Consider the following 12,216-nt stretch of genomic DNA (forward strand, 5'->3'; position numbering starts at 1 on the left):
CTAAAATGAAGAAATATACTTTATATTCACTCATGCTACTTACAATGTTATTTCTATCAGCTTGTTCAAACAGTGCGCAACCTAAGGAAGAAAACGATGTACAATCTATTAAAGATGTTACGGTTAAAATTCCAGAAACGATATTTACTTCCTCAAAGAAAAATGAAACGATTAATGAAGATGAAATGAAACAAAATATAAAAACGTATTTAGATTATAGCGGAGAGTTAGACAAAAACATCGTTCCACTTTCGTCAACTATGTCTGACGAAGAAGTCACGGAATCCGATCGGGAGAAATTAAAACAACTAATAAATTTAGCGCAACAAAACGATGCGAACTTCCATCATTTTATTAGTAACAATACGATTCCTGCTGATTACAAACAGCCTTCGAAGGAAATTCATGATTACATTTCATCGTCTACGGCACTTTCAGTAGAACTAGAGCAAGAATTAGACAAACTCGCTGAAGATGGCAACTTGTTCAAGACTGATTTTTCTTTTACAAAACGCTTTGAGAAAGTGAATGGTAGGAAGCAAAAAGATATTGAAAAGTTTTTGAAGGAGAAGAATATTGAAACGGAGTATTTCCACAAATAACAAACAAAAAAGACGCCCCATCCAAGGGGCGTCTTCTCTCATTACGCTTGTTGTTGCGCGTTATATAACTCTTCAAGTGGCTTCATGATAATTTTGTTAACGTCAGTGATAACTGTATTTAAACGTTGCTCAGTTTCCATTAACTTTGTAATTTTAGCATCTTGTTGAATGCGAACTACAACTTCTTGTGCTTGTTGGTTGTCTTCTTCAGTGATTTCTTGGCCTTGCATCATTTTTTGTTGTAGGCTAAGTTGCATTGTACGGAACTCATCGAATAAGTTCTTTGAAGCAGCATCAGCTTGAACTGCTGCGTAGCTCTCTTTTAACGTTTTGAAGTCATCGTTTTCAGCGATTGCTTTTTGTAATTCATATGCTACATCATGAATGTTTTTTGTCATTTTATTTTTCCTCCTTTAGAAGGCTAGCGCTTATCATACGCACTGCCTTTTACGTGCATTTACATACGCACCTCTTCTTACCATATCAAACTATGCAAGAGATGTGAAGAAATTTCACTTTTATTTGTATGTACATATCTTATTATTTAAGAAACAACAGTAATAACCCTTGCACAATTCCAATCATTCCGCCTAATAAGGCACCTAAATACGTAATCATTTTCAGTTCATTTTTTGTAATGGACAACACTAAATCTTCTAGTCTCTCCGTTGAAAATGTAGACACTTCTTGCTGGACAATTTCCGCCAAGTGAAGGTTATTTAGTATACTTTCTACATTTTCTGCTCCCCACTTCAAGCCTTTCGTTACTGCACTCGGGACTACCTTTTCTATCATTGTTTCTCGAACCGGTTCACATACTTGCTGCACAGATTGATTTAAAAACTTACTCACTGTTTCCTCAACTTTAACTGCAGACAATATGGAGCTTACAATCATTTCTTTTTCTACAAACGTTTCTACTTCTTTTACATCTCTTCCTTTTAACTTCTCCCACTCTTTTTGCAATACATCAGTTAAAAGCTGCTTTGTGCCATCTTGCCCTAAAAACTTAATGACTTCTGGCTGCACACGATCCACTACACTTACATTCCCTAAAAACATTCCGACTAAATTAAGCAATGTCCCGCGAGAAGCAAAGAAATCATCAATCATTTTTGAAAGACGTGTTTTCCCTTCTTCACTCTCAAAAAACTGAGTTGCTCGCCCTAAAATAAATGCCGAAACATTTGGAATCGCACTCTCTATTTTCTCGTGAACAGAATGAGGTAAAGCTTGTTCCCATGTATATGTATAGTACTCTTCTAAAAATGCCTGAATCTTTTCTGTAATTACCTGTTCGATTTTCTCAGTTGCTTCTTTTTCTACATGCGCTACGTTCCATTTTTCTAACATATTTCGCAGTGATTGTTCATTCGTCATTACTTTATCCACTTCTACTTGTGCCCAGTGGACTAAACCTTTTTGAAATTCTTCATTCGTTAACTTCTTTCCGATTCCTTCTGGCGTTAACAAATGCTCTACAACCATTTTCCCTAATTGAACAGCAAGCTCATCACGGCGCTTCGGAATTAATCCTGGTGTAAATGGGACTTGAAACTTCCCAATATACATAGGGCGATGAGGACGAAATAACATTTTTATCGCTAAATGATTTGTAAATCCTCCAATAATTGCTCCGAGCCCTGTCGTCGTTAGCATACTTAACCATATATTCATTACAATCAACCTTTCGCTTCTCCAAAACTATAGCATATCATCATACGGACAAAAGTATAATGGTATAAAAACGTATTTGCAATATATAGCTTCGCCTATTATGTCAACATTTTGTTAGTAAAGGAGTGATTTCGTTGGTTCTCGGTATTTTAACTTCTCAGCCTCATTATGAGCAAACGTATTACACCGAAATCGCTAAACGCGCTCGGCTTTATCATAATGTCGTTGCACAGTTTACGCCATTTTGTATTGATCCTAAAACAGATCTTATTTCTGGTCTGATTTATGATACAGATACAGGGAAATGGAAAGAGCAAATATTCCCTATTCCTTCTTATATATATGATCGTTCTTCTTTTAACGAGGAAACGGACTTCGACAAGGCAAAATCAATTATTCACTCACTACACAACCGTCCTTCCACTACCTTTTTAAATAACACACTCATTGACTTAAGCGAACTACATGATGTATTTCTCACGAATAAAAAATTATCACCTTATATACCAAAATTTGAAATAGCAACGATACACAACGTTTTCAAACTGTTATTAAAAACAAAAGATATTATTATACGTCCTACTAACGCACATTCCAATGAAAGTCTGTACCGGGTCGTTTATAAAAATAAAACATTTCATATTGATACGATAAATGACGCCTATCATGATTCTACTTCAATTAAACGGACTGATGAATTTATATCTTGGTACAAATCTCATATACGATCAGCACGTTACATCACCCATACAATGCTGCAACCACCGAATCAATTAACATACCCACTTCATATTCGGACTATTTTACAAAAAAATAAAGAACAGAAGTGGAACGTTATCGGTCAGTTTATACAAAAGAGTTCATTTCCGAATCAACTTTTACTTTCGGCAACCGATGACTCCTCGCTGCATGCATTTTCAAAAATTAAATACGTACTATCTAGTACCGGTGTACAATTATTACAGGACGCTTTACAAGACATTATAAATGAAGTATTTCAAACACTAGATCAATCTTATTCTTCGTTATTCGAGCTAGAGCTTTCCACTATTATGGATCAAAAAGGGGCAATTTGGCTTATGTATGTCAACACGATTCCCCCGTACGAACATTACATTCGCCATAGTGATTCATTAGCCGAAAAAATATATCACGGACCATTACAATTTAGTCGCTTTACACCATAAAGAAAGGGGGTAAGTCTATTTTGAAAGAGCACATATATACATTAAATATTTCAGATGAGCATCCAAATAGTATTACTTTACCTTATATTTTTTCCATCACACCACCAATTACATCCCTTTCCTTCGGCCTACGCCATGTTGCAAGTGAAGAGGTAAAAATTCATTATTCCTTTACTCGCGAAATCATTATTGGAAAACAAATTGCAGAGAAACTTTTACTTCCTCATTCCACTACTATCCATGCATTCACACAAAACCAAACGATTATTTTCGGACCATTAATCGGGATTTTCACAACTGGTTTTAACGATGAGGCTTCTAATCCTTTAGGGAACCGTTCAATTTCTCTTGGGGAGTTACTAACGCCACCATTCACCTTACGACCATTTGTATTCGTTTTTGGTGTGCAACATATAGACTGGGAAGACGAAACAATTGAAGGGTATTTCTTTCAAGAGGAAAAGTGGATAAAGAAAAAAGTCCCTTTACCGAATGTCATTTACGATCGATTACCAAATCGGAAAGCCGAAAATTATAAACCAATCGTAAGAGCAAAAAGAAAGTTAGAGCATGACTATGCTATTCCATGGTTTAATCCAGGTTTTTTTAATAAATGGGAAGTGCATCAACTTCTTATGAAAGATGAATCCATTATGCCGTTATTACCAAACACAGAAACATTTCAGCACTTCGAACAAGTGGAACGATTTCTCGGAACGTATAAATCCATTTACATGAAACCGATTCATGGTAGCTTCGGTAGAAATATTCATCAACTATTTTATTCCCAAACAGAGAATTGCTACTACTGTCGTTATCGCAAAAATGAAGAAAATAAACTAAGAAAGTACCAATCATTAGAAACGCTTCTGAACCATGTGCTAAAAGGACATGATTTAAAAAAGTTTATCGTACAACAAGGTATTTCCTTACTTCGCTTCGATGGGCAACCTGTTGATTTCCGCATTCATACAAATAAAAATCATTTCGGCCAATGGATGGTCAGTGCAATCGTGGCAAAAATTGCTGGCAAAGGTAGCTTAACAACACATGTAAATAGTGGTGGCGATACGAAATTGCTGCAAGAACTTTTTCCAGATTCAACGAAACAAGTTCAAATTGAGAATAAGTTAAAACATACCGCCTTACAAATTAGTTATGCGCTCGATGAACAAGTAACCGGAAATATTGGAGAAATCGGTTTTGATATCGGTTTAGACACGCAGGAAAACCCATGGCTCTTTGAGGCAAACTCTAAACCAGGGCGAACTGTATTCCAAGATGCCAAGTTAAAAGAACAGAGTGAACTAACGCGCCAATTATTTTACGAATATGCCATCTACTTAACTGAACATTCTTTGCGCGATACAAAAGAAAAAATGTCTCAAATAAAATCAGAGACTTCCTCAAACAACGAGCATATCCCGTCCCCTATGATTCACTCACAAATACAAAAACAAAAACTTCCACCTCATTCATAAGGTGGAAGTTTTCTATTTACACAAGTTTTACGACAACCTCTGTTTCCACGTTACATACTCCGCAATAAAAAATATGATTGCAATATTCATTTGAATTATTATGTGTTAATCCATCTACTGCACTCAATAATTCTTGGTCCATATACGCACTATAATCGTCTATGTAATCTACAGCCTTCCCATAATCTTGGAGTATACTTTGGCAATTTTGACAAGAATATGTTTGTGATTCTAATGCGTTACAAAGCGGACAAATTCCCATCACGATTCCTCCATATAATTGTATCTAGCTACGTATAGGAGCAGCTTGCCCCATTCTTACTTACATTTTCCTCAAAATAGCAGGATACAAAAAGAAAAATATATTTCATATCGCTCTTAGTTTTACCTTCTTTCTAAAAAATAAAACGATTACTCTTATTTCATAATTTACGAAATCACTAAGATTTTTTTACAAAATTTACAAATTATTATTTCGTATATCTTTCTAGGTAACATCCATACTATGAGTACAAACTTAATTACCGATGGATTAGCGCCAAACGGGGCGATAATCTGGTTCAACTCCAGCTAGTCCAACCAAAAAAATTTTTATAACTCTAAGGAGGATATATTCCTATGGCAAACCAAAATTCTTCAAATCAATTAGTAGTACCAGGAGCAACAGCTGCAATCGACCAAATGAAGTACGAAATCGCTCAAGAATTTGGTGTACAATTAGGAGCAGATTCTACGGCTCGTGCTAACGGTTCTGTTGGTGGCGAAATTACAAAACGTCTAGTTGCAATGGCTGAGCAAAGCCTTGGCGGATTCCACAAATAAATATATATGGCAAAAAGGTCTCAAGGCATATGCCTTGAGACCTTCCTTAATTTATTGCAACATTTGTAAAAACTTCTTCGTACGTTCTTCTTTTGGATTTGTAAATACTTCTTCTGGTGTACCTTGTTCGACAACGACACCGCCATCCATGAAAATAACACGGTTCGCAATTTGATGTGCAAAACGCATTTCGTGCGTTACAATGACCATCGTCATACCTTCTTTAGCAAGTTCTTTCATTACTTTCAGGACTTCTTGAACGAGTTCAGGATCAAGCGCTGACGTCGGCTCATCAAATAGTAACACTTCCGGCTCCATCGCAAGCGCGCGAGCAATTCCAACGCGCTGTTGTTGTCCGCCTGATAATTGGAACGGATATAAATCCACTTTATCCGCAAGACCAACTTTTTCAAGGAAATAGTTTGCTTTTTTCTTCGCTTCTTCTTTCCCCATCTTTTTCACTGTAACGAGCCCTTCCATTACATTTTGAAGTGCTGTTAAATGCGGAAATAGATTATGGTGCTGGAATACCATACCTGTTTGCGTACGAAGATTGACAATATCTTTCTTCGTTACTTTTTGAGAGAAGTTAAGCTCTTTATTACCGATACGAATATTACCAGCGTTTGGCGTTTCTAACACGTTAAGACAACGTAAGAATGTCGTTTTACCCGATCCAGACGGCCCGATAATAACAACAACTTCGCCCTTCTCAACTGTTAAATCTATATGCTTTAGTACGGTATTATCTCCGAAACTTTTTTGTAAGTGCTGAATTGAAATCATAAAAACAAAAACTCCTTTTGTAAAAGGATTATTTTAATGTGTAGCGTTCTGAACGCTTTTCTAACATCTGTTGTACGATTGATAATAAGAAACAAATAACCCAATAAATAAGACCTGCTTCGAAATAAACAATTAAAAATTCGTAGTTCATTGCCGCAATTTCCTGCGCCTTTCGGAACATTTCTGTTACTAAAATTAACGATGCTAATGAAGTATCTTTCACTAAGCTAATAAATGTATTCGAAAGCGGCGGGATTGATACGCGCGTTGCTTGCGGTAAAATAACACGTTTTAACGCTTGTGGGTATGTCATCCCAATTGTATAAGCAGCTTCCCACTGCCCTTTCGGAATCGAAAGGATAGAAGCACGAATAATTTCAGATGCATACGCACCGACACTTAATGAAAATCCAATAACTGCTGCTGTATATGGCTCAACCTCAACATTAAGAGTTGGAAGACCATAGAAAATAATAAATAACTGTACAAGAAGTGGCGTTCCGCGAATGATAGATACATAGATACGAGCAATCCATTGTAAAATACGACTACCTGAAATACGTGCAAGCGCCGTTAACGTCGCAAGTATAAGACCGATAATAAATGTAATAAGCGTTAATGGAATTGTCGTAAAAACAGCTTCCTTCAGCATAGGCATGAAGGAAGACTGCATAATATCCATCCAAGTAGACAATCGATCTGAAACCAATGCACTACTTAGATACATTTTCACCGAACCATTTTTTCGTTATTTTGTCATACGTACCATCTTTTTTCATATCTTCTAACGCTTTATCTACTTCTTGTACAAGCTTAGTGCTACCTTTACGGAATAAAAATCCACTTTCTGAAGCTTCTTTTTCTGTATCTACAATTTTAATTTTTGCATCTTTTTTCGTTTCTAAATAGTTTAACACTGATAATTTATCATTAATTGTAAAATCAACGCGTCCTGAAGCTAATAATTCTGCCGCTTGGCTAAATCCTTCTACACCAACGATTTCCGCACCATTTTTCTTAGCAATATCTGCATAGTTACTTGTTAAAGATTGTGCTCCTTTTAATCCTTTTACATCAGCAAATGTAGCAGGTTTATCTTTATCTTTTGCAATAACTAATGCCGCTGAAGATGAGACATACGGTTTAGAGAAGTCATATTTCTTTTGACGGTCTTCACGAATACCAACTTCGTTTGCAACCATATCGAAACGTTTTGCATCTAAACCAGCAAGTAAGCTATCCCATTGTGTTTCTTTAAATACAGGTTTTACTCCTAAACGTTTTGCAACTTCTTCTGCTAATTCAACGTCAAATCCAGTTAATTTATTACTTGAATCGTGGAACGTAAATGGTGGATATGTACCTTCTGTACCAATTACAAGTTCACCGCTTTGTTTAATCTTTTGTAACGCGTCTTGACTAGCTGTATCTTTTTTCTCTTCTTTACCGCAGCCCGCTACAATCCCGATTGCTAATGTAGTTACTGCAAGTACTGAAAATAATTTTTTCATGATGATAATCCTCCAAGTATTCTGATAGGAATTTAAAAACTATATTGATTGTATGCAATCTTGAACAATTTTTCAATGAAAATGTTCTTATTTAGTTTATCCTTTTTCTTCATAATCAAACAAAAGGGAAAAATAACGCCACATACAAAAAATAAGTAACATTTTTTAATATAGCATTTATTGTACGAAAGGTAAAATAATACTTCTTATTTAACTGCCCTGATTCATTAAAAAAAGAACTTGTGAAAATCACAAGTTCTCCGCCATACATATTAAGCGCTCTGGTTCCCTTCCATTTGCGTTTTGTACATATCGTAATAACGCCCGCGCTTTTTCATTAGTTCATCATGAGAGCCTTTTTCTAAAATCGTCCCTCTATCAAGCACGATAATTTGATCTGCGCTTTTAATCGTTGAAAGTCGGTGAGCGATAATAAATGTCGTTCTTCCTTTCTTCACAACTTCTAACGCTTGTTGAATCATCGCTTCCGTCTCTGTATCAATACTAGACGTCGCTTCATCTAAAATTAAAATGGCTGGATCAAATGCAAGTGCTCTAGCAAACGATATAAGCTGACGTTCTCCGGTTGAAAGTGTACTTCCTTTCTCCGTAATTTCTTCATTTATATTGTTCGCAAATCTTTCAGCACCAACATCACGCAACGCTTTTACAATGCGCTCTTTTGAAATGTTTTCATTTTCTAAACTTACATTAGATGCTACTGTTCCGCTAAATAAAAACGGATCTTGCAGTACAATTCCCATATGTTCACGAGTTGCTTGTTTCGGCATCTCTTTTACATCATGACCATCAATCGTAAGCTTTCCTTTTTCAAACTCGTAAAACTGAAAAAGTACATTCATAATGGAACTTTTTCCTGATCCAGTATGACCGACAAGTGCTACCGTCTCGCCTTGTTTCGCTTCAAAAGAAATATTTTTTAACACTTCATCTTTTCCATTATAAGAAAACGATACATTATCAAACTTTACATTTCCTTGTAAGCGAGGCATACGTTCTTCTTCTACTGTTTCTCCTTTTTCCTCTAACAATTCAAAAACACGCTCTGATGCAACACGCGATTGTTCCAAGTTAGCAAGCTGATTCACCATATTTGTAATCGGTGAGAACAATCGTGTTAAATAATCAACGAACGCATACAGTATCCCTAGAGAAATGACGCCTGTAGCACTTAATGAAGCTCCACCGAAATACCAAATCACACCTGTGAAAGCGATATTTCTTAATACGGATACTAAATTATGAGAAGTTGCTGCATTTAAATTCAAAATTTTATTTTGATACTTAAAATAATCGCCATTTAATTCTTCAAACTCTTTTTTCGTTTCACGCTCTTGACGAAACGCTTGAATAATTGGCATTCCTTGAATGGATTCATTCACTGTTCCGTTAATATCAGATAAACGCGAACGCATTTTATGATTGTATACAGACGCATACTTTCTATAAAGAATGGCCCAAACGATTAAAATCGGGATAATGAGTAAACATAACGTCGCCAATTTTACATCAAGTAAAAATAGCGCGGCAAATATCCCAATAATATAGATGATACTTGAAACGAATGTCGCAAGTACCGTTACGTATAGATCACGAATGGCTTCTGTATCATTCGTTACACGCGATACAATTTTCCCTGCTGGTAAATGATCAAAATAACGAATCGGCAACGTTTGAATATGAGAAAAGACATCTTCCCTCATAATTTGAATAATTTTGTTCGCCGCCTTCTGTAAGAAAAACTGCTTTCCGTATGCAAACAAGGATACGACTACTAATAAAGCGAAGTATCCACCACCAAGTAATAATAGACGGTTTATTTCTGGTTTATAAAACGCAAACACTTCTTCTTTCGTCAATGCTTTCGCTTTATACACTTGCACCGCCTTACCGTTTTGAACGGTAATCATATCACCTTTTACAGTCCGTGACCCTTCCAGATTTACTTTATTCGGTACAAAGTAATATTGAAAACCGACCTGCATCACGCGTACTTCTTTTCCTTTTTTCTCACCTTCCTGGAAGCGATCGCTTCGCTTATAAAAGGCGCCATTATACGAAACAGCCTCTTCACTCTTTTCTGTTTCATACCAAGGCTTCTCTATTCCGACGATATGATCGTCAATCATCGTTTTCGCGACGAAAGGACCCGCAAGCTCTGCGATGACGAAAATAAATAACATTAGCATCGCTGCAAAAATCGTCCCTTTCACCTTCATCGCATATTGAAACAATCGTTTTGAAACGCTCATATTTTCACCCCACTATCCGCACTTTCACTTTCCCCTTGTTGTCTTTCAAACTGCTCAGCATACCAGCCTCCACTCTTAACAAGCTGATCATGTGTACCTTCTTCTATTACTTGCCCGTCATCCATAACGAGAATCCAATCCGCATGTTGAACTGCAGATAAACGATGCGTCGTAATAATCGTCGTCTTTCCGCTTCTTTCTGTTCTTATATTGTCAATGATCGCTGCTTCCGTACGAGCATCAACAGCCGATAAAGAATCGTCCAAAATTAAAATTTCTGGATTTTGAATGACAGCTCGCGCAATCGAGATCCTTTGTTTTTGTCCTCCTGATAAAGAAACACCTTTTTCTCCAACAAGCGTTTCTAACCCTTCTGGTAAAAACTCTAAATCCTTTTTAAACGCCGCGATTTCAATCGCTTTCTCGAGTTCTTCTTCCGTCGCTTCCCTATTTCCAAATAAAATATTTTCTCTCGCTGTTTTTGAGAATAAAATATGTTCCTGCGGTACATATCCAATCCAGCCGAGTACATTTTCATTTGTCATTTTATCTAACGTCACATCAGAGACTGCAATATCCCCCTCTCCAAGTGGATATTGACGAAGAAGCTGACGGACAAGCGTCGTCTTTCCGCTTCCTGTTTTCCCGACAACACCAAGCGTTTCTCCTTGTTTTAACGTAAACGAAACCTTCTTTAAATTTGTTTCAGTTGATGAAGGATATGAAAAGGTAACATCATCAAACTGAATATAATCCGGCTCTTGTACAAGCTTTGGATGTTTCGGATCCTTTACATCTGGTTCATAAGCTAACGTTTCATTTACACGGTCTAATGAAGCATTTCCTCTTTGCATAACATTGATTAATTCACCAATTGCGAACATCGGCCAAATCATCATCCCTAAATACACGTTAAATGAAACGAGTTCCCCAAGCGTCACCTTTGATTGAAATACAAGATATGCACCGTACACTAAACCAATTAAATAACTAAGACCAACAAGCATTTTCACAGTTGGTTGGAATAGTGCATCGATTCTTGCTACCTTCATATTCTTTTCGTAGACGTCATCTCCTAAATGATGAAATCTTTCCTGATCTGCGTTCTCTTGTACATACGCGCGAATAACGCGCACACCAGCGATCGATTCTAATACTTTATCGTTCATGTCACCGAATGCATCTTGCGCAACTGTAAATCTTTCATGCAATTTCTTTCCATATATATTCATCGCATATGCCATAATCGGAAGCGGTATAAGTGCCGCAAATGTAAGCTCCCAACTAATTGTAAATCCCATCATAAAGACAATCGTAAGCATATATAAACTCGAATCCACGAGCGTTAATATGCCGAAACCAGCTGTCATAGCGATTGCTTTTAAATCATTTGTCGCTCTCGCCATTAAATCGCCAGTACGATTTTTTTGGTAAAAAGTCGGCGTCATTTTAAGTAAATGGCCCATAAATTTAGAGCGCATCGTTTTCTCAAGTACGAATGCACCGCCAAACAATTGATGTTGCCAAACGAAAGTGAGACCATATCCAACGATCGTGACCCCTATTAAAATAAGAATAGACTGTATAATAGCTTCGTTTGATAACGTTCCTGTTTTTATATTATCAATCGTAACCCCGAGTACTTTCGGGGGAATAACTTCAACTATATTTACAATTAAAAGTGCACCAATGGCGATACTATATCTCTTCCAATGTTCTTTAAAAAACCATCTTAACTTTAGTAATACTGAAAACAATATAACCTCTCCCTTCTCATTCTCGTTTACCTCTCGTTTCTTTATCCACTATCCAGACCCATCACATTTACATTTCGTAACCCATACAATCTCATCACATTTTTCCACCTTCCAAAATTT

The 12,216-nt window shown here is 36.6% G+C and carries 12 protein-coding genes; 4 read left to right on the forward strand and 8 right to left on the reverse strand.

What is annotated here, in order from left to right; all coding sequences use genetic code 11:
• Window positions 1–5: 5 nt before the first annotated feature.
• Complete coding sequence (locus ACTFRS_RS19755; RefSeq protein ID WP_139868957.1) at window positions 6–602, forward strand: NDxxF motif lipoprotein; 597 nt, start codon at window positions 6–8, stop codon at window positions 600–602.
• 41 nt (window positions 603–643) lie between these two features.
• Here ACTFRS_RS19755 and ACTFRS_RS19760 read toward each other — a convergent pair whose 3' ends face one another.
• Both ACTFRS_RS19760 and ACTFRS_RS19765 read right to left on the reverse strand, forming a co-directional pair.
• Window positions 644–1,000, reverse strand: coding sequence for a YlbF/YmcA family competence regulator (locus tag ACTFRS_RS19760; RefSeq protein WP_060629704.1), 357 nt, complete (start codon window positions 998–1,000; stop codon window positions 644–646).
• A gap of 142 nt (window positions 1,001–1,142) precedes the next feature.
• Entirely contained in the window at window positions 1,143–2,279 is a 1,137-nt protein-coding gene (locus ACTFRS_RS19765; RefSeq protein WP_139868958.1) for a DUF445 domain-containing protein, read from the reverse strand.
• A gap of 134 nt (window positions 2,280–2,413) precedes the next feature.
• Between ACTFRS_RS19765 and ACTFRS_RS19770 the strand changes: the two genes are divergently transcribed.
• Window positions 2,414–3,466: a YheC/YheD family protein gene (locus ACTFRS_RS19770; RefSeq protein ID WP_139868959.1), complete on the forward strand. Its 1,053-nt coding sequence runs from the start codon at window positions 2,414–2,416 to the stop codon at window positions 3,464–3,466.
• Between the two features lie 20 nt (window positions 3,467–3,486).
• A complete protein-coding gene (locus ACTFRS_RS19775; RefSeq protein ID WP_139868960.1) occupies window positions 3,487–4,947 on the forward strand; it encodes a YheC/YheD family endospore coat-associated protein in 1,461 nt (486 codons plus the stop codon).
• Window positions 4,948–4,963: 16 nt separating this feature from the next.
• Here ACTFRS_RS19775 and ACTFRS_RS19780 read toward each other — a convergent pair whose 3' ends face one another.
• Window positions 4,964–5,209, reverse strand: a complete 246-nt coding sequence (locus ACTFRS_RS19780) for a hypothetical protein (RefSeq protein ID WP_000510468.1) — start codon at window positions 5,207–5,209, stop codon at window positions 4,964–4,966.
• Window positions 5,210–5,565: 356 nt separating this feature from the next.
• Between ACTFRS_RS19780 and sasP the strand changes: the two genes are divergently transcribed.
• Window positions 5,566–5,769 (forward strand): small acid-soluble spore protein, SasP family, encoded by a 204-nt coding sequence (gene sasP, locus ACTFRS_RS19785; RefSeq protein WP_000013338.1) that lies wholly within the window; start codon window positions 5,566–5,568, stop codon window positions 5,767–5,769.
• A gap of 51 nt (window positions 5,770–5,820) precedes the next feature.
• Here sasP and ACTFRS_RS19790 read toward each other — a convergent pair whose 3' ends face one another.
• From ACTFRS_RS19790 to ACTFRS_RS19810, 5 genes are all read right to left on the reverse strand, one after another.
• A complete protein-coding gene (locus ACTFRS_RS19790) occupies window positions 5,821–6,555 on the reverse strand; it encodes an amino acid ABC transporter ATP-binding protein (protein WP_000623610.1) in 735 nt (244 codons plus the stop codon).
• 28 nt (window positions 6,556–6,583) lie between these two features.
• Window positions 6,584–7,282 (reverse strand): amino acid ABC transporter permease, encoded by a 699-nt coding sequence (locus ACTFRS_RS19795; protein WP_139868961.1) that lies wholly within the window; start codon window positions 7,280–7,282, stop codon window positions 6,584–6,586.
• Window positions 7,269–8,066 (reverse strand): amino acid ABC transporter substrate-binding protein, encoded by a 798-nt coding sequence (locus tag ACTFRS_RS19800; RefSeq protein ID WP_000732846.1) that lies wholly within the window; start codon window positions 8,064–8,066, stop codon window positions 7,269–7,271. Before ACTFRS_RS19800 ends, ACTFRS_RS19795 begins: the two co-directional genes overlap by 14 nt.
• 272 nt (window positions 8,067–8,338) lie before the next feature.
• The gene (locus ACTFRS_RS19805; protein ID WP_000116628.1) at window positions 8,339–10,339 is read right to left on the reverse strand and encodes an ABC transporter ATP-binding protein; all 2,001 of its coding nucleotides are present in this window, start codon (window positions 10,337–10,339) and stop codon (window positions 8,339–8,341) included.
• Window positions 10,336–12,096, reverse strand: coding sequence for an ABC transporter ATP-binding protein (locus tag ACTFRS_RS19810; RefSeq protein ID WP_139868962.1), 1,761 nt, complete (start codon window positions 12,094–12,096; stop codon window positions 10,336–10,338). The genes ACTFRS_RS19805 and ACTFRS_RS19810 overlap by 4 nt, the downstream gene beginning before the upstream one ends.
• Window positions 12,097–12,216: the final 120 nt, after the last annotated feature.

Source organism: Bacillus cereus group sp. MYBK139-1 (genome assembly GCF_051916915.1).
GTDB lineage: Bacteria > Bacillota > Bacilli > Bacillales > Bacillaceae_G > Bacillus_A > Bacillus_A pacificus.

Bases quoted from the DNA above. Each gene is read 5' to 3' on its own strand.
- ACTFRS_RS19760 (WP_060629704.1), bottom strand. From the start codon at position 1,000: ATGACAAAAAACATTCATGATGTAGCATATGAATTACAAAAAGCAATC.
- ACTFRS_RS19795 (WP_139868961.1), bottom strand. From the start codon at position 7,282: ATGTATCTAAGTAGTGCATTGGTTTCAGATCGATTGTCTACTTGGATG.
- ACTFRS_RS19805 (WP_000116628.1), bottom strand. From the start codon at position 10,339: ATGAGCGTTTCAAAACGATTGTTTCAATATGCGATGAAGGTGAAAGGG.
- sasP (WP_000013338.1), top strand. From the start codon at position 5,566: ATGGCAAACCAAAATTCTTCAAATCAATTAGTAGTACCAGGAGCAACA.
- ACTFRS_RS19780 (WP_000510468.1), bottom strand. From the start codon at position 5,209: ATGGGAATTTGTCCGCTTTGTAACGCATTAGAATCACAAACATATTCT.
- ACTFRS_RS19790 (WP_000623610.1), bottom strand. From the start codon at position 6,555: ATGATTTCAATTCAGCACTTACAAAAAAGTTTCGGAGATAATACCGTA.
- ACTFRS_RS19765 (WP_139868958.1), bottom strand. From the start codon at position 2,279: ATGAATATATGGTTAAGTATGCTAACGACGACAGGGCTCGGAGCAATT.
- ACTFRS_RS19755 (WP_139868957.1), top strand. From the start codon at position 6: ATGAAGAAATATACTTTATATTCACTCATGCTACTTACAATGTTATTT.
- ACTFRS_RS19800 (WP_000732846.1), bottom strand. From the start codon at position 8,066: ATGAAAAAATTATTTTCAGTACTTGCAGTAACTACATTAGCAATCGGG.